This window comes from Klebsiella sp. JB_Kp042 (assembly GCF_040065275.1).
Classification (GTDB): domain Bacteria; phylum Pseudomonadota; class Gammaproteobacteria; order Enterobacterales; family Enterobacteriaceae; genus Klebsiella; species Klebsiella quasipneumoniae.
The window spans coordinates 38,251-55,133 of the sequence record NZ_JBEAJL010000011.1 but is presented as its reverse complement, the minus strand read 5'-3'; the positions used below and the strand labels follow the sequence as shown (position 1 = coordinate 55,133).

Sequence of the window (16,883 nt, the reverse complement as noted above, 5' to 3'; positions counted from 1 at the left end):
TCATTGTTTCGCTGGCGGAACTATGCTGATTAGGGCGGCCACATGCGCCGCTCCGGCAGCGGAAACAGTGACTCACAGGTGGCGGTATGGCGAGCGATCCGGAACTGATTTACATCGAGATCCTTGAAACGGTGCTGATGGCCACCCTGGATCCTGATTTGTGGAAATCGGCGCTGCAGAAACTGGCGTTCCTCACCGGCCATCAGTACGCGGCATTTCTGTTCTACGATAAAGGCAACGCGCACCTGTTGACCGATTCACTCCTGCTGGAGGAGAAGGTTTTCACCGCCTATCGCGACGTGTTTCTGGCCATCGATCCCGCCGAAAAAATACTGACCGCGTTACCGGTCGGGCAGATGTACCGGGACCGCGAGTATTTAGGCGATAAGTTTATTGCCGGCAGCGTCTATTACAATGAGTTTCATCACCCCAACGATCTGAATAATCTTACCAGCGTCAAGCTGTGCACCCTCAATGGCTATGCCACCTATCTGTCACTGATGACGGCCAATACGGCAGCTTATCCGCAGCCGGCGCAGTTTGAGCTGTTCAGGCGCTTGATCCCGGCGCTAAAAACCGCCTGCCAGCTACACGCCCGGTTTGAACAGCTGCGGGACACCATAAAATACCAGAGCGCGGTGATGGACAATGGGATCTACCCGGTATGGCTGGTGGATCATAGCGGTAACATTCTCTACGCCAGCGCGCATGCCGAACGCTACCTGCGCGCCAACGCCCGCCTCTCCTGGTACAGCGGGGGCGATACGCTGTGCCTTAATACCGACAGCAAAAAACTGAAACGGGCTATCGAGCAGGCCACCCGAACGGCAGAGCCGCCAAGGGCAGGGCTGTGCTATACCGCCGGCCGCCAGCCGAAACCGATCCTGGTGATCCCGGCGGCCCGCCTTGCCGGGGTGGCCTGCGTGATTATTCCCGAGCCGTTTCTCACCGGCAGCGCCGTGATGGAGCTGTTTAACGTCAAGCCTGCCGAGAACGCAGTGGCGGAGCTGCTGGTGCGGGGCATGACGCCGGATGAGTGCGCCTTACATCTGGGCGTATCTATCGCCACCATCAGAACCCACCTCAGCGCCCTGTACCGGAAAACCCACACCCGTAATCAGGCAGAACTGTTGCTGATCATCCGCGCGATCCACGGCTGACAGCTTGCTCAGGAATGATGGTCGCGCAGGAAAACGGTCAGCACCTCTTTCGGCGGCACGCCGCCGCATTCGCCAATCATCCAGCCCACCGCGCCGCGGTGATAGGCGCCGTGAAAGAGCATGTGATTCAGCATCTCCATCGCGGTCATATTGCCGTCGCCGCCGTCGACAAATTTGAAGGCGATACGTTCGTGGAAATCGGCGGGCGTCATGGCGCTGACGTACTGAATGTATTCGTCCGTACAGGCGGTCATGGCCGTTTCCAGCTCATCAACGGTTGGCGTCTCGGGGGTATTCAGCGCGGTGTAACCGTGTGTCTTGCCGCGCAGATTCGCCCGGAAAATCATGTCAACGACATGGATATGGTTCATTAGCCTGAGGGTCAGGTGACGCTTTTCGCCATGTACTGTACCGTCTATCGCGCGGATCGCCTGCAAGGTGGCAAGGTCAATCCAGCGCTTGTATTTCAACAGCGTCACTACGGTGTCTTTGTCCATTGTCGGTCCCGGGTTGGTTGAGCCATTATCTTAGCGATGATGCCTGCGAGTTGTCACTCTCCCGTGCCAGGCACAAAAAAGCCTCGCCGGGGCGAGGCTTTTTAATCAGCAGGTGATTTAGTCAAACACACCGTTAATCACGGCGGTAACGATGGCGGTGCTCAGGGCGACCAGCACCAGGTCATCGCCGACCGCGCGCCATTCATAGCCCGGATAATAGGGCAGGTCGTTAATCATAGAAGCGGGCAGGGTCTTTTTCGCGATACCCGGAGGTAACGGTTTGCCGCGGGCGACATTTTTGGCGATACCCGGAGGCAGCGCCTGATAGCCGACCAGACCGTAGTTCACCGCAAGGGAGCGCGCCCGTGAGAAGCTAATATCGCTGTCGACGTGGTCGGGCTTGCCGTAGTTTTTGCGGTTGCCATGATCGTCATTGGACTGACCTTTATTTTGTCCTTTATTGCCATGGTCGCCGCTGTTACCGCTGTTACCATGATTGCCGCTATTGCCATGGTTACCACTGTTCCCGTGATTACCACCGCCGCCGCCATTGCCATTGCCGTTACCCGGGTTGGCATAGGCCGGAGCCGCCATGACGGCGAGAGAAATAACCGCCGCCAGTGCTGTTTTAATAGTGCGACGCTTAAGCATGATCTTGATTCCTTAATGTGGAGTACACGCATAAAAAATAAGATAAAGCTATGCCCCAGGCAATCTCATATAGTCTTATTTTTTGCCGGGTTTTCACGGGAAGGTCACAAAGGGATAGCGGGGCGCGGACGAGCAGTTCCATTGCTGCGTTTTGACAGACGGGCGACCGCGCCCCGCTAAATGTGTCGCCGGCAGGATCGCTCCCGGGCGTGTCGCAAAAAAATGCCCGAAGCCATCGGGCAAAAATGAATAAAAATATTACGCTTCATTCATAACGCGTCTCACAAGACGGAGCGGATAGTAAATCCTGGCGCCGCTGCGCACAATCGGCCGGTTGTTTAGAAATAAATAACCCGGCCGACCGCGCTCAGGACGCGATCCAATGGCAGGCGACCCGATGGCCAGGGGCCACCTCGCGCAGCGCCGGCGCTTCTCTGCGGCACCGCTCGCCGACCTGCGGGCAACGAGATGAAAAACGGCAGCCGGCGGGAGGATTGACCGGATCCGGGATCTCGCCTTGCACCAGCTCCTGCGGTTCGCTGTGCGGGTCGAGGGTCGGCACCGCGGCCAGAAGCGCGCGGGTGTAGGGGTGGAGGGGGCGGCTGAACAGCGCATCGCGGCTGGCGCTTTCCACCAGTTGCCCGAGATACATCACCGCCACATCGTCACATAGATGCTCCACCACCCCGAGGTCGTGGGAGATAAACAGAAACGTGACGCCGCGGTCGTCGCGCAGGTCGGAAAACAAATTGATGATCTGCGCCTGAATGGACACATCGAGGGCCGAGATGGGCTCATCGGCGACGATAAAATCCGGGTTGAGGATCAGCGCCCGGGCAATACCGATCCGCTGGCGCTGGCCGCCGGAAAACTGATGCGGGAAGCGGGCGTAGTGTTCCGGCGCCAGGCCGCAGATCTTCATCACGTCAATCACCCGGTCATACAGCTCATCGCGGGCGCAGAGCTTGTGCTGCAGCATAGCTTCGCCTATCGCCTCGCCAATACGCAGCCGCGGGTTCAGCGAGCTGTAGGGATCCTGAAATACCAGCTGCATCTTCGGCCGAATGGCGCGCAGGGCAGGCGCGGTCAGGTCGGCCAGCTCCTGACCGTGAAATTTCACGCTGCCGGCGCTCTTCTCGTACAGGCCAAGCAGGGTTCGGCCGACGGTGGTTTTCCCGCTGCCGGACTCGCCCACCAGGCCAAAAATGGTGCCCGGACGGATGTTAAAGCTGACGCCGTCCACCGCGCGAAGCTCGCCGGTCTGTTGGCCAAACAGGCCGTCGCGCAGCGGAAAATATTTTTTCAATCCATCCACTTCAATAACAAAGCGTTCGCTCATGCTGTCGCCTCCGCAAATTCGCTGTAAAAGCAGGCGGCCCGCTGGCGCTCGCCGAGCAGCGGCGGAATCGCCTCCCGGCAGCGCGCCGTCGCCCGCTCGCAGCGCCCGGCAAAGGCGCAGCCCGTCGGCAGGGCGGCCAGATCCGGCACCTGCCCGGGAATCGAGTACAACCGCCGATGCCGCTCGCCCGGCACCGGGCGGGAGGCGATGAGCCCACGCGTGTAAGGGTGCTGTGGATGGCGTAACACCTCCGCGGTGGCGCCCTGTTCCACAATCCGTCCGGCATACATCACCACTACCTGCTCGGCCATCTGCGCGATCACCCCCAGGTCGTGGGTAATCAGCATCATCGCCATCTGGCTGGCCCGCGCCCGGTCCCGCAGCAGACGCAGGATCTGCGCCTGCACGGTCACGTCGAGCGCGGTGGTGGGTTCGTCGGTAATCAGCAGTTTGGGCTGACAGCTCAGCGCCATGGCGATCATCACCCGCTGCAGCATGCCGCCGGAAAGCTGGTGGGGATAGCTGACCATCAGGCTGTCGCCGCGCGCCAGGCCGACCTCGCTGAGCAGCCGGGTAGCCTGCTGCCAGGCGGCTTTCGGCGTGGCGCCGAGGTGGCGGATCGCTGGTTCGCACAGCTGCTCTCCGATGGTCAACACCGGGTTCAGGGCCGACATCGGTTCCTGAAAGATCATTGCCAGCTGGTGGCCGCGCAGGTCGGCCATCTGTCTGGCTTTTAGCCGCAGCAGATCGCGGTCAGCGAAACGGATCTCGCCGCCGTCGATGCGCGCGGCCTGCGGCGGCAGGAGGCCCATCAGCGCCATCGCGGTGACGCTTTTGCCGCAGCCGGACTCGCCCACCACGCCAACGGTTTGCCCGGCCTGAATCGTGAAAGAGACGTCCTGCACCGCGCGCACGCGATGGCGTTCGCCAGCGAAAGAGACGGAGAGATGATTAAAGGAGACTAACGGTATGCTCATTTCAGCCTCGGTTTCATATTGGGATCCATGGCGTCGCGCAGGCCATCGCCCAGCACGTTAATGGCGATCACGGTGATAAAGATGGCGATCCCTGGCGGCATCCACAGCCAGGGACGGCGCTGGAAATCGATCAGGCTATTGGCGGCGTCCATCATATTGCCCCACGACGGCGTCGGCGGCACCACGCCGAGGCCGAGATAGCTCAGCGCGGATTCGCTGAGGATGGCGTTGGCGACAGCCATGGTCGCCATCACCACCAGAATCGGAATGGTATTCGGCAGCAGGTGGCCAAACAGCCGGCGACGCGCCGACAGGCCCAGCACCTGGGTGGCCAGCATAAAATCGCGTTCGCGCAGGGAGAGACATTGTCCGCGCACCAGCCGCGCCAGTCGGGGCCACTCCAGCAGGCTGAGCATCACCACCACCAGATAGATGCGCGAGTCCGGAGAAAAATCGAGCTCGGAAAGCATCGCCCCGGCGACGATCAACAGCGGCAATCCGGGGATGGTCATCACCAGGTCGGCCACGCGCATGATCACTCTGTCGGTTAACCCGCCGACATACCCCGAGAGAGCGCCGAGCAGATAGCCCAGGAACACCGACATCACCATGGTCAGCAGACCGATAATCAGCGAGATGCGCCCGGCCAGCAGCAGGCGGGTGTAAACATCGCGGCCGAGGAAATCGGTCCCCAGCCAGTGTTCGGCACCGGGCGGTTGGTTGATGCTCAGGGCGTCGGTGGCATCCTCTTTCCACGGCGACCAGACGGGCCCCAGCGCGCACCACACCGCCATGACCGCCAGCAGGAACAGGCAGAACATGGCCAGCCGGTTACGGCGCAGCTGTCGCCACCCCTGGCGCCAGGGAGAGGGGGTAATGTGCGCCAGCGCCGGGATAGCCGCCTGGCGCTGGCGACGACGGTAAGCAAAGTAAGACAGAATCATCATGACCTCACCCGAATACGCGGATCGGCCCAGGCGTACAGCACGTCGGCGAGCAAATTACCGACGATCGTTAGCACCGCCAGAAACAGGGTGAACCCCATCAGCACCGGATAGTCGCGGGCGGCCAGCGAGTCGATATGGATGTGGCCCGCCCCCGGCCAGTTGAATACCTTTTCGGTAATGATCGCCCCGGAGAACAGCCCCGGCAGCTCGAAGCCCAGCAGGGTGATGATCGGCAGCAGGGCGTTGCGTAGCGCATGTTTGAGGATCACCGTGCGCTCCTGCAACCCCTTGGCGCGGGCGGTACGGATAAAATCCATTTTCACCACGTCGAGCATACTGGCGCGCACATAGCGCGTCAGGCTGCCCGCCTGCAGCATCACCAGCGCCAGCACCGGCAGCGCCAGGTGGGCCGCCACCTGCAGCACATACTGCCAGCCGCTCTCGTCGCTGCCGGTATTGGTCATCCCGCCTACCGGCAGCCAGTGGAGATCGACGGCAAACCATTTAATCAGCAGCAGGCAGAGGAAAAAGGTGGGGAACGACATGGCGGCAAACACCGCGACGCTCACCAGATGATCAAACCAGGAGCCGGGTCGCAGGGCTGACACCACGCCGACCGCCAGGCCAATGCCCCAGTAAAAGACCAGCGCGACGCTGGCCAGCAGAAAAGAGTTCCAGATGTACTGGTTGAGCAGCTGGCTGACCGGGATCTGATACTGCAGCGAAAAGCCTAAATCGCCGCGCAGCAGCTGTCCCAGCCAGTGGAGATAGCGGGTGAACAGCGGCTGGTCGAGGCCATAGATCGCCTTCAGCTCCGCGGCGCGGGCGGCGGTCAGGGTGATATTGCCATCGATAAAGTCGCCGGGGGTTTTGGCAAACAGCATAAAAATAATGAACGAGGCCAGCAGCAGCATCGGCAGCGTTTGCAGCAGGCGCCTCAGGATGAAATTTTTCATGACGATCTCGCATCAGCCGCCGGTTAACCCGGCGGCCAGGGGATTTACTTGACGATTTTCACATCCGGCAGGCTGCCGGTCAGGCCGTTGTAGATATCCGGTTTAAAGCCGGTGACGCGGGCGCTGCTGGCGGAAAGAATATTGCGATAGCCGAGCAGGATCACCGGCGGATCGTCGGCCAGCACTTTGTACAGCTGGTGATAGATCGGCTTGCGCTGTTCGATGTCGAGCACCGCGTTGCCGGCGTTAATCAGCTTATCGACCTCCGCGTTGTGGTAGCCGGACGCTTTCGCTTCGCTGCTGTAGAAATCCCATACCCCATCGTGCGGGTCGTTGAGGGTGCTGGTGCTGAACGAGGCCAGATCGTAATTTCCGGCTTTGCGCTGCGCCATCAGGGCGTTGAAATCCACCACCTGCGGCTTAAGCAGCACGCCGATCTGCCGCCAGTTCTCTTTGGCGATGGGGATCAACGCATCGTTGAGCACCTTCTTGCTCACCAGCAGGGTCAGCTCCAGACGCTGGCCCTCTTTGACGCGGATACCGTCAGCGCCAGCTTTCCAGCCGGCCTCATCGAGCAGCTTTTTCGCCTGCGCCGGATCGTAAGGGTAAGGATTGACGCCTTCTGCGTTAAAGGCCCAGGAGATAGGAGCGATCGGCTCGATGGCGACTTTGCCGTACCCCTGATAGACCACGTCGATCAGCTTTTGCCGGTCCAGGCCGTAAATCAGCGCCTGGCGCACCCGCTTATCCTGCAGCGCCGGGCGATGAACGTTGAATTCCACCTGGCTGTAGTCGCTGGAGCCGTAAAGGTTAATGTTGGCGAAGCCGAGCATCTTCAGCTGTTCGATATCGTCAGGACGTGAGGTAAAGGCGTCGTAGTCGGTCTCCCCGGTCTGGAACAGCTGGAAGTTGGTCGACGGATTGGTTACGCGATAGATAAAACGCGGCGTTGGCGGCGTCCCACGGTAAAAGTGGCTATTGGCATGGAAGCGAATTTCCTGACCGGGAATATAGGTATCGTACACGTAAGGGCCGTTGCCCAGCGGCTTGCCGTGCAGTGAGCGCAGATAGTCGAGATTTCCCCGCTGATATCCTTTGCCGTACCAGGCTTTCGACAACACCGGCCCGCCAATTTTGGCCAGGGTGGTGGCGCCTGGCTGGGTGGTGGTCACCTGCAGCGTGAGCGGGTCGATGACTTTCAGACCGCTGACGCGGTCAGCCTTGCCGGCTTTGTATTCTGCGCCGCCGGCGATATTGGCCAGAGTGATGTCGGTATCGCCATCATATTTGGGGTCGAGCAGGACCGTCAGGGTAAAGGCGACATCTTCCGCCGTCAGCGGTGAACCGTCGCTGAAGGTCAGGCCAGGGCGCAATTTGATGGTATAGACTTTATTGTCCGGGCTGACCGTCCAGCTCTCCGCCAGCCCCGGGACCAGCTTGCCCTGGCTGTCCCAGTCGATCAGGCGTGAAAAAATGACGTTAGTGACGTTTTCATCCCAGCCGTTGACGAAAAAGTAGGGGTTGAAGATTCCCTGCGGCTCGGAGATCCCGGCCACTACCGTGTCTTTGCGCAACTTAGCGCTGGCCGGGATCTGACTGGCGTCGGCGGCCGGGGTGATGCCTTCTTTCAGGAGACCCTCAGCAAAGACGGCAGAAGAAAATGCTACCACGCCGCCGAGCAGGGCCACTTTTAGCGCCAGGGCAAAGCGGGTTTTTCTGGTTTTTAATCCTTGTTGTAATCTGGACAAAAGTGCTACCTCATCAAGTGATTGCGTGGTGATTTACAATTCATGACGAAAGATAAGAGGCGCACTTCGCCCTGTCTAACACTGAAACGCTATGATTTATAACCAATTATCCTTAGCAAAGGTTCGGCAATATAATCCCATTCTTTGGCTATGAAGCAGTGGTTTCCGCTGCCCGATGAGAGTGGGCCAGCATGCTGTCCGCGACCCTGCCTTTCCATCGCGAGGTTCTGAACAGGCGTCACACCTGCGCGGTTTCCGCCGGATGGGCGAGAACGATGAGAGTGGACCCGTACCGACCGCCGTGTACGGCGTAAGGCACCGTGACGGTCGGTTCCGGGCGGACGTTAACGCTCCTTCGCCGCAGGGGGAAGCAGTGAGGGGGCGGTTGCGGCTAGCGGCTGCCAGAGCCGCTCGGGGTCGCGAAACCCCCCTTCGATGAGGGCATAAAAGCGGCTGGCATGGAGACCGTCGACGAAGGCATGGTTAAATCGCCCGGCCACCGGGATCACGCCGTTCTGCAGTTTCCCCCAGGTGAGCGCCGGAACCGCGGCGCCCACTGCGTATTCCGCATGGGTCATCGAGGTGAAGTGGAGCCACGGCAGACAGCTGGCGCAGATAAAATGTTCGCCATCGACGATGAGCGGCGCAGGCGATGTCTCTCTTGCCGCGACGATCTTTGGCGTTGCCGCGGCGCTGAAGGTGGTGAACTCGGGGGCGTTGTCGCACCATACCTGGCGGAAGCCCTCCTCGACGGTCATCACCGGCGTCATGACCGCCAGACTGTCATATTCAATCACCTCGCCATTGCGCATGCGCTGTCGGAGCTGCGGGACCCCGTTGGCCGCGCGCAGCAGGGCATAGAGCGCGAGCTGAAAAAACGAGACCCGACGGTCCTTCGCACATTCGTACAGGCGCTGCGCCTCTATCGGAACGCAGAGATTAAAGCTGGGGTTGGCAAATTGTCGGTAAAAGGTGAAATGGTCCCGGCGGGGCCAGGCCGCGGTGTCGATGATCCGGTAATGTGCCATGGATGCCTCCTTATGGCTGGCGGTCTGCTGACTATGCGACGATTTCAATCAGGTTGCCATCGGGATCGGCGATCACCGCCTCATAATAGCCGTCGCCGGTGGTGCGCGGCGGTGAAACCAGTATTCCCGCCGCGCCGGCGCGCTGGGCAAGGGCATCGACCTGTTCTGCGCCGCCCACCGAGAGGGCCAGGTGCGCCCAGCCGGTATGGTTATTATCGGCGCTGGCCTGCTGCAGGCCAGGCTTGGTCATCAGCTCGATCACCACCTCGTCGTCGATGGTGACAAAATAGGAGGCAAAGCCGGGATTGGTCTGGCTGAGGTATTTTTCATTGATGCTGGCGGCAAAGAACTCGACCCAGAAGCGGGCCTGAGCCTCAAGCCGTTGGGTCCACAGGGCGAAATGGGCAATTTTCATGGTAAACCTCCGGGCAGGAACATTGACAATCACGGCAGGGCAGACGATCATGCTTGCTGTTGCTCGTTTATGATGATTTAAGGAGTTTCTTTGCTCGATTATGCTGCTTTTCCTCAACAGCGACAAGCGCTGATTTGCCAGATCCTGCAGGAAAACGGCAGGGTGGTGTGTGCGGAGCTGGCGGCGCGTCTTCAGGTGTCTGAGCACACCATCCGCCGCGATCTGCATGAGCTTAGCCGCGAAGGTGTCTGTAAAAAAGTCTACGGCGGGGCGGTGTTGAGCCTGCCGGAAGCGGGAGATTACAGTGAACGGAAAGATAAAAACCGAGCAACAAAACTCAGGATCGCGCAGCAGTGCGCCCGGCTGGTGAAACCCGGCGGCATCCTTTTCATTGATACCGGCACCACCAATCTGGCGATGGCCGAGGCGCTGCCCGCCGAGCTGGCGCTGACTGTGGTAACGAACTCTCCGGAGATCGCCGCGGTACTGGTGAAAAAGCCGCTCTACGAGGTGGTGATGCTCGGCGGCCAGGTGCAGCGGGCGAGCGGGGGCTGCGTTGGGGCCGCGGCGGTGGCTCAGGTGCAGGGAATGTTATTCGACCAGGGGTTTATCGGCGGCTGCGCCATGGCGCCAGAGTCGGGCCTGACCGGCTTTGACTATGCCGACTGCGAGTTTAAGAAAGCGGTGATTAAGCAGTGCAGCGAAATTATCATCGGCCTGACCTCGGATAAAATTCCGGCGGTGGCGCGATTCGTGGTGGCCGCGAGCAGCGATATCGATGTGCTGGTGGTGGAGGAGAACATCAGTCGCGAATATCGCGTTGCCTTTCAGCAACACGATATTTGCATCCATACCGTGTAGCCGCTAGCGGGTGAGGGAGGTGGCGATAAGCCGCAGTCCCAGCGCCCCCAGCACCGTCGCGGTGGCGATATCGATTCGCCGCTTCAGCCGCAGGTAGACCCGACGCGGACGATCAGCGGAGAGCACCAGCGCCACCAGCGAATACCAGCTGACGTCAATCAGGAAACTCATCAGCGGCACGATGTAATAGAAGGCGGTGGGGATCTGCGCCGGCAGCACGGCGGTAAAAATCGAGGCAAACACCAGCGCGGTTTTGGGATTGCTCAACTGAGTATACAGCCCGTCGCGGAAAGTCTTCAGCAACGAACGGTTGCCGTCCATGCCGCTGGCGGAAAAATCCATCGGCTGCGCCGAACCGCGGAAAATCTTATAGCCCAACCATAGCAGGTAGAGCCCGCCCGCTACTTTCAAGCCAATAAACAGCTCCGGCACCGCGGTGAGCACCTTCTGCAGGCCCAGCATCGCCATAATAGAAAAAATGGCGGCGCCGGCGCCGGTGCCCAGGGCGGTCACCAGACCGTGCAGGCGCGAGCGGGCGACCGCATTGCGCGCGACAAAAATAAAGCTCGGGCCGGGACTGATCACCCCCATGATCAGCACCGCGGCAAGGGCCATCAGGCTGGATAAGAACATAGCAACTCCTGGTATGTCCGCCGCCGGCAGGCGGTCGGCAACGTGGGGACGGTACGAGCAAACAGAGTAACAAACTGGCTCAGGAAAGCACGTGAAAACCCTGTGGAAAAGGCGAGGCTGAACGGGCATCCGCGGCGCGCGTTTTCTGCGCAACTGTTTGAATAACGATTCCCATTCCTGTCAGCGATGGTAAACTGAATAACTGTGATCTTTGTCATACCGTAATAACTACAGAGAAGAGACACTGCTATGCAACATATCATTGAGGGCTTCCTCAACTTCCAGAAAGAGATCTTCCCCCAGCGTAAAGAGCTCTTCCGCAGCCTGGCCTCCAGCCAGAATCCCAAAGCGCTTTTCATCTCCTGCTCTGACAGCCGTCTGGTGCCGGAACTGGTTACCCAGCAGGAGCCGGGACAGCTCTTTGTTATTCGTAATGCCGGGAATATCGTGCCGTCTTTCGGGCCGGAGCCGGGCGGTGTATCTGCGACCATTGAGTATGCCGTGGTTGCGCTGGGCGTGACGGATATCGTAATCTGCGGCCACTCTAACTGCGGGGCGATGAAAGCGATCGCCACCTGCCAGTGCCTGGAGCCGATGCCGGCGGTGTCTCACTGGCTGCGCTACGCTGATGCTGCGAAAGCGGTGGTGGAAAAGAAAACCTGGGCCAGCGAAACCGATAAGGTCAACGGCATGGTGCAGGAAAACGTCATCGCTCAGCTGAACAACATCAAAACCCACCCGTCGGTGGCGGTCGGTCTGCGCGACCAGACCCTGCGCCTGCACGGCTGGTTCTATGACATTGAAAGCGGCGAGATTCAGGCGCTGGATAAAAACACCAAATCCTTTGTTTCGCTGTCGGAAAATCCGGACGTCTTTTTCGAATAAAGCCGTTCCCAGGGCATGGAGGCCCTGTTCAACTCATCTCCTCACCACTACCACTCCACGCAAATTTTGCCGAAATGGGCGCCGCTTTGCAGATAGCGGAAGGCGTCTGGTAAGGCCGCAAAATCAAACACTTTATCGATGACCGGCCGCGACGCCTGCAGGTTCAGCGCGTTGACGTAGTCCTGTTGTTGCCGGCGATGACCCACCACCAGCCCCTGCAGTCGGGCCTGTTTACTCATCAGCAAATGGGTGGGCACATGACCTTCGAAGCCAGTCAGGACGCCGATCAGCGCGATGTGTCCGCCAACACTGACGGCCTCGAACGACTGGCCCAGGGTGCCCGGTCCGCCGAGCTCCAGGATAATATCGGCCCCGCGATGACCGGTGATGTCCTGCACCGTAGCGCCCCAGGCCGGGGTGGTGCGGTAATTGATGAGATGGTCAGCCCCCAGGGCGCGCGCGCGGGCGAGCTTTTCATCGGATGAGGAGGTGACGATGACCTGCGCGCCCATGCTTTTCGCCAGCTGCAGGGCGGTTATCGACACGCCGCCGGTGCCGAGCGTCAGCACCGTATCGCCCGCTTTTAGCCGCCCCTCCACCACCAGCGCGCGCCAGGCGGTGAGGCCGGAGGTGGTGATCGTCGCCGCCTCCCTGAAGCGCCATCCGTCAGGCGCATGGGTAAAATGACTGGCCGGTCTGACCACATACTGGCAGGCGAACCCCTCGGCGCCGTCGCCCGGCGTCTGGCTGAAGTCCTTCACCTGCGGGCCCGGACGGCCATCCAGCCACTGCGGGAAAAAGCCAGCGACCACCCGATCGCCTGGCTGAAACTCGCTGACCCCGGCGCCAACCGCTTCGACCACCCCCGCGCCGTCCGCCATCAGGATCCGCCGATCGGCAGTGGGAATCACCCCCGTCGCTACCAGCAAATCGTGATAGTTCAGGGCGGTGGCGTGTAGCGCTACGCGGATCTCGCCTGCCGCCGGCGCGCCGGGGTCGGCAAGATCGACAAGCTGCAGATTATCCAGCGAACCGGGTTTGTTGACGATCCAGGCTTTCATCATGGGGCTCTCTTTTCCAGGGGATGCGCTAAGTATTGGCCCGTCATCGGCTGAACGCCATAGCGCGTCGGTCAGGAAATCACTGCCCGGAGAAAGAGGCGAAAAAAAAGCGCCGTTTTTGACGGCGCTTTTTTAATCGCGAAAGAGGGAAGAGATTATTTGCTCAGCTCAGCCGTCATATGAACGCGATTATTAAACTGGGCGCTGGTGATTTTATAGGACGCACCCTGCTCAGCGGCCTGGGCGGCGATTTTGGCTTCTGCACGGTCCAGGGTGGAAGCGGTGGCGCTGACGCTCTGGGCGAAGCTGACGGAAGAGAACAGCGACAGTGCAGCAACAGCAACGAAAGTTTTGATGGATTTCATGGTCATATTCCTTAATCTGGTGTCTGATATAGGGCTTGTCGCCCTGATGTGATAAAGAATACGCGCAACGCCTGGCGGTTTAAATCAAAACAATTTGCGAAACTCATTCAAATAATATGAATGATTTTCGGCCGGTCGCGATGCAGCACGTCGTTGCCGGGCTGGCCGTACCCCTGGTCTATAGCAACTCAGATCGGCGCAGAGGCGGCTAAACGTGGCCTCCGCGGTCATAAAATGATGAAAATGGGTATGGCTGACGAGGCGAAAATTACTTTTGATCCGCTCCAGTCCGTTGTAAACCCGCTTGCGATTGACGCCCAGCGTGTCTGCCATCTGATTAATCGACTGTCCGCCGACCACGCCACGGATCATCTGCATCTCCAGGTCATTGAGTGGGGCTCGCAGCCGGGAGGAGCGACTCTGACGCTGATGGCGCGGCGCGAAAGGGCGGCTGCGATCTGCCAGACGGAGCAGAAGGCGGCGGATCTCCTGAACGCTTTCCCGCTGGCTGACCCACAGGAGGGTATCCGCGTAAAAGGCACGTCCGCGTTTGACGTTGTTGGCGGAGGTAAATCCGACCACCAGGCCGGGATAGCGCTGGGCTAATTCAGCAGCGGCCTGATAATCGTGATAGTTTTCCAGCGCTAAAATAATCACATCCAGCCCGGCCGGATCGGGCAGATGGCTGAGCGGCAGTGAATGAATAATGTTCAGACCGGGCAAGGTTTCCTGAATATCTCTGAAACACTGGGCGAGGCCGATATTAAAATAAATATTATTGCTGTGAATTAAAATATTCAAAGAATAAACCCTGTTACAAGCGATCTAAACGGCGCGGGAAGGAGATTAGCTGCGAACCAGAAGTTTATTCATATCAGCAGGCGAGGTGTTTATATAATTCATCATGCCCGGCGGTTTGAAGGAATAAATTTCGGCTACGCAAGCAGGATTAATATAATACCCTGCGCACTTAACGCGGATAATTAACACGCTTTCAACCCCCGCCTGGTTTAAGCGAGATTTTAAGGTCTGAATGACCTGCCATAATCGCTGCGCGGACGGACGGAGATTATTTTTCTCCCAGACGTTAATCATTAACTCTTCATCACTGACCAGACGTTCTCTGCCATGTGCCAGCAAATACTCCAGTAAACACGCCATGGTGCTGCGCAGCTGAACTTGCGTTCGCGTCCCACGTAACGCGATAATTTCCCGATGATGCAGGCAGTAGAAAATATTATCCGCTAACTTATAGCCAAGTAGTTTATAGCCTGTAGTCATCCACCACTCCCTGACAAATCCCCGTATTGCCGGTGCAGAGTACCCGCCTGCGGCGGTCTGACCAAGTGAATTTTATGAGCTAGAATAATCAAAACAATTAACCACATTCGCATACATAACTAGAATAAAAATCTGATAAAATCGCTCACTTCTGTTGGATTATGTGGTATAGGAAAAGTCTTAATCAAGAGGTGTGCGAAGTTAAACGGTTGAAAATGTAGGTGGTGGAAACAAAAAATTGCATTTACCTTGATATAGATCAATTTTATGCCTTTCAGGTGGCAATCACCATTTACATAGCAAAACAAAGATTGAAATAACAACGTTTAAGTGATGATAAGCTGATTCTGAACTTATGGAATTACCCAGGGAACTGTTCATTACTTTTCAGGAGCGTTTTTATGGTCATTGCAACTCGTAAGCCTCTGTGCAACAAACGCTGGGCCGCCAGCCCGGCCTCTCAGGATCTTCAGTTGACCCAGCTGCGTCACCCCTGGGTCGCCACCACCGCCAGCTGCAAAAGTAAAAAAGGCTGGAAGCGCCGCGGTTAACGGCTAATCCACTTCCCCGGACACCACGCCCCGGTTGCGTTAATGCCACGACCGGGGTTTTGCTGTGATCGGTGTTCTGCGCGAAGGTCACACCGGGCGCAGGCAGTAGCCTGAGGCGGTATTCTCCACGCTGGCGAATCCCGGCAGGCCAAGATGCATACCGCCGACGAGCCACCGCTCGCTGGCGGCCTGGCGCAGGAGACTTTCCCGTGTACGCCGCGCCTGGTCAGGATCGACGTCAAAGGCCACCGATGCCTCTGGCCGGGCGCTCTGGATCGAGGGAAAGTGGACGATATCCCCCCAGATCAGCAGCGACGTTCCGCCCGCCTCGAGGCGATATCCGGTATGCCCCGGCGTATGGCCGGGCAGGGGACATGGTCGGATCCCGGCGATCCGCTCATTTTCATCGATAGCACGAATTTGCGTCGCGCAGATCGCCATTACGCGCCGGACGAGCAGCACGTTGCGTTGTCCACGCTCGCTGGCGTTGTCCAGTGTCGACGGCGCCAGCCAGTAAGCGCTTTCCCGCGAGGGCAGGAACACCGTGGCGTTGGGATAAGCCGGTGTACCGGCGGCGGTCAGCAGGCCGCCGATATGGTCCGGGTGCGCGTGGGTGAGGAGGATGGTGTCAATGTCCTCAGGGCGGACGCCGAGCAGCGCCAGATTGGCGATAAGCGCGCCGCCGACGCCGTTGGCCCCGCCGGTGCCGGTATCCACCAGCACCGTGTGCCCGCGTCCGCGGATCAGGTAAGCGCCGATCTCGATGGTTTCCGGCGAGATTACTCCGGCCTGGCGCTGCAGACGCGCCGCCTCTTCAGGGGCAATCCCCGCCAGTAACGTCAGCGGCGCCGTCATCTGGCCATCACTGATGGCGCTTATCGTCAGGTCGCCTGCTGTCAGGGAATAAAAGGGAGCTGGTGTCATGTTGACCTCACGCTTGCTCCGCCGGGTGACGCAACCGGGCGGTAATGGGCTGATAGACAAAGACGGCGGCCGTGGCGGCGTGGTGATGCAGGTCGTCACGCGGGACGATGGCGGCATAGCGGGTATGCCGGGTGGCCAGACCGCCGGGCTGCAGGACGACCGGCGCAGCGACGGGCAGGGCTTCCGCGGTATCGCTCAGCAGCAGCACCTCGTCCGGAGCAACCTCCCGCAGCGCGTTAGTTGTGAGATAGAGGTGGCGATGCCAGTCGGCGATCGCCGATTGCCAGCGGGCAAAATGACCGCCGCCGTTGCGGCGATAGGCGTCGCTGTCGATGACGGCGGCATCGCGGATATCGTGTAGCGCCAGGTAGCGAGGGCAGCCCTCGCTGAGCGCGCAGAAGCGCTGCGAGGCATGAAAACCGGGCACCGAGACCAGCGCCGGTAATTTTTCCAGATTGTAAAAGGTATTCCACGCCGCTTCGCTTTGCGGGTCGGTGTAGGCGCATTCGACGACATAGAGCATAGTGACCTCGAGAGACAGATGATTCAGCGCATAAGGCGCTTCAGTGAGTTTCCTTCATCCTATCTGGCGAAAATGGCGCTG

At 59.3% G+C, this 16,883-nt stretch carries 20 protein-coding genes and 1 pseudogene; 5 read left to right on the top strand and 16 right to left on the bottom strand.

The window, feature by feature from the left end; all coding sequences use genetic code 11:
* Positions 1 to 86: 86 nt before the first annotated feature.
* Positions 87 to 200 (top strand): annotated as a pseudogene (locus tag ABLV54_RS02800) (LuxR family transcriptional regulator); the annotation flags it as partial.
* A gap of 156 nt (positions 201 to 356) precedes the next feature.
* Entirely contained in the window at positions 357 to 1,160 is an 804-nt protein-coding gene (locus ABLV54_RS02795) for a LuxR C-terminal-related transcriptional regulator (protein WP_306054320.1), read from the top strand.
* A gap of 8 nt (positions 1,161 to 1,168) precedes the next feature.
* Here the strand turns inward: ABLV54_RS02795 and ABLV54_RS02790 are convergent, their stop codons facing one another.
* The 9 genes from ABLV54_RS02790 to ABLV54_RS02750 form a co-directional block, all read right to left on the bottom strand.
* Entirely contained in the window at positions 1,169 to 1,657 is a 489-nt protein-coding gene (locus ABLV54_RS02790; RefSeq protein WP_065805034.1) for a DinB family protein, read from the bottom strand.
* Positions 1,658 to 1,774: 117 nt separating this feature from the next.
* Positions 1,775 to 2,308 (bottom strand): anti-virulence regulator CigR family protein, encoded by a 534-nt coding sequence (locus tag ABLV54_RS02785; protein WP_023289974.1) that lies wholly within the window; start codon positions 2,306 to 2,308, stop codon positions 1,775 to 1,777.
* 367 nt (positions 2,309 to 2,675) lie between these two features.
* On the bottom strand, positions 2,676 to 3,647 hold the full coding sequence (locus ABLV54_RS02780) for an oligopeptide/dipeptide ABC transporter ATP-binding protein (RefSeq protein WP_135718765.1): 972 nt from the start codon (positions 3,645 to 3,647) through the stop codon (positions 2,676 to 2,678).
* Entirely contained in the window at positions 3,644 to 4,624 is a 981-nt protein-coding gene (locus ABLV54_RS02775; RefSeq protein WP_348813595.1) for an ABC transporter ATP-binding protein, read from the bottom strand. Before ABLV54_RS02775 ends, ABLV54_RS02780 begins: the two co-directional genes overlap by 4 nt.
* Positions 4,621 to 5,571 (bottom strand): oligopeptide ABC transporter permease, encoded by a 951-nt coding sequence (gene opp4C / locus ABLV54_RS02770; protein WP_072413296.1) that lies wholly within the window; start codon positions 5,569 to 5,571, stop codon positions 4,621 to 4,623. Before opp4C ends, ABLV54_RS02775 begins: the two co-directional genes overlap by 4 nt.
* Positions 5,568 to 6,527, bottom strand: a complete 960-nt coding sequence (locus ABLV54_RS02765) for an ABC transporter permease (protein WP_008804589.1) — start codon at positions 6,525 to 6,527, stop codon at positions 5,568 to 5,570. The genes opp4C and ABLV54_RS02765 overlap by 4 nt, the downstream gene beginning before the upstream one ends.
* Before the next feature lie 44 nt (positions 6,528 to 6,571).
* Positions 6,572 to 8,275 carry an ABC transporter substrate-binding protein gene (locus tag ABLV54_RS02760; protein WP_065881484.1) on the bottom strand — a complete coding sequence of 568 codons (1,704 nt, stop codon included), beginning with the start codon at positions 8,273 to 8,275 and terminating at the stop codon, positions 6,572 to 6,574.
* Between the two features lie 344 nt (positions 8,276 to 8,619).
* Positions 8,620 to 9,303 carry a CatA-like O-acetyltransferase, family 1 gene (locus ABLV54_RS02755; RefSeq protein WP_049014265.1) on the bottom strand — a complete coding sequence of 228 codons (684 nt, stop codon included), beginning with the start codon at positions 9,301 to 9,303 and terminating at the stop codon, positions 8,620 to 8,622.
* A 31-nt stretch (positions 9,304 to 9,334) separates the two neighbouring features.
* Entirely contained in the window at positions 9,335 to 9,718 is a 384-nt protein-coding gene (locus ABLV54_RS02750) for a VOC family protein (RefSeq protein WP_032453134.1), read from the bottom strand.
* A 90-nt stretch (positions 9,719 to 9,808) separates the two neighbouring features.
* On the opposite strand from ABLV54_RS02750, the gene ABLV54_RS02745 reads away from it, so the two are divergent.
* The gene (locus tag ABLV54_RS02745) at positions 9,809 to 10,579 is read left to right on the top strand and encodes a DeoR/GlpR family DNA-binding transcription regulator (RefSeq protein WP_226563617.1); all 771 of its coding nucleotides are present in this window, start codon (positions 9,809 to 9,811) and stop codon (positions 10,577 to 10,579) included.
* A gap of 3 nt (positions 10,580 to 10,582) precedes the next feature.
* Here the strand turns inward: ABLV54_RS02745 and ABLV54_RS02740 are convergent, their stop codons facing one another.
* Positions 10,583 to 11,212, bottom strand: coding sequence for a LysE family transporter (locus tag ABLV54_RS02740; RefSeq protein ID WP_032453132.1), 630 nt, complete (start codon positions 11,210 to 11,212; stop codon positions 10,583 to 10,585).
* Between the two features lie 249 nt (positions 11,213 to 11,461).
* On the opposite strand from ABLV54_RS02740, the gene ABLV54_RS02735 reads away from it, so the two are divergent.
* Positions 11,462 to 12,097, top strand: coding sequence for a carbonic anhydrase (locus ABLV54_RS02735; protein ID WP_023289965.1), 636 nt, complete (start codon positions 11,462 to 11,464; stop codon positions 12,095 to 12,097).
* Positions 12,098 to 12,144: 47 nt separating this feature from the next.
* Here the strand turns inward: ABLV54_RS02735 and ABLV54_RS02730 are convergent, their stop codons facing one another.
* The 4 genes from ABLV54_RS02730 to ABLV54_RS02715 form a co-directional block, all read right to left on the bottom strand.
* Positions 12,145 to 13,161: an NAD(P)-dependent alcohol dehydrogenase gene (locus ABLV54_RS02730; RefSeq protein WP_226563615.1), complete on the bottom strand. Its 1,017-nt coding sequence runs from the start codon at positions 13,159 to 13,161 to the stop codon at positions 12,145 to 12,147.
* A gap of 152 nt (positions 13,162 to 13,313) precedes the next feature.
* The gene (locus ABLV54_RS02725; RefSeq protein WP_004202908.1) at positions 13,314 to 13,523 is read right to left on the bottom strand and encodes a YdgH/BhsA/McbA-like domain containing protein; all 210 of its coding nucleotides are present in this window, start codon (positions 13,521 to 13,523) and stop codon (positions 13,314 to 13,316) included.
* An 84-nt stretch (positions 13,524 to 13,607) separates the two neighbouring features.
* On the bottom strand, positions 13,608 to 14,324 hold the full coding sequence (locus ABLV54_RS02720) for a hypothetical protein (protein WP_049014267.1): 717 nt from the start codon (positions 14,322 to 14,324) through the stop codon (positions 13,608 to 13,610).
* Between the two features lie 45 nt (positions 14,325 to 14,369).
* Complete coding sequence (locus tag ABLV54_RS02715; RefSeq protein ID WP_023289962.1) at positions 14,370 to 14,804, bottom strand: winged helix-turn-helix domain-containing protein; 435 nt, start codon at positions 14,802 to 14,804, stop codon at positions 14,370 to 14,372.
* Positions 14,805 to 15,205: 401 nt separating this feature from the next.
* On the opposite strand from ABLV54_RS02715, the gene ABLV54_RS02710 reads away from it, so the two are divergent.
* Positions 15,206 to 15,355, top strand: a complete 150-nt coding sequence (locus ABLV54_RS02710; RefSeq protein WP_023289961.1) for a hypothetical protein — start codon at positions 15,206 to 15,208, stop codon at positions 15,353 to 15,355.
* 87 nt (positions 15,356 to 15,442) lie between these two features.
* Here ABLV54_RS02710 and ABLV54_RS02705 read toward each other — a convergent pair whose 3' ends face one another.
* On the bottom strand, positions 15,443 to 16,279 hold the full coding sequence (locus tag ABLV54_RS02705; protein ID WP_023289960.1) for an MBL fold metallo-hydrolase: 837 nt from the start codon (positions 16,277 to 16,279) through the stop codon (positions 15,443 to 15,445).
* 7 nt (positions 16,280 to 16,286) lie between these two features.
* The gene (locus tag ABLV54_RS02700; RefSeq protein ID WP_023289959.1) at positions 16,287 to 16,802 is read right to left on the bottom strand and encodes a hypothetical protein; all 516 of its coding nucleotides are present in this window, start codon (positions 16,800 to 16,802) and stop codon (positions 16,287 to 16,289) included.
* Between the last annotated feature and the right edge of the window lie 81 nt (positions 16,803 to 16,883).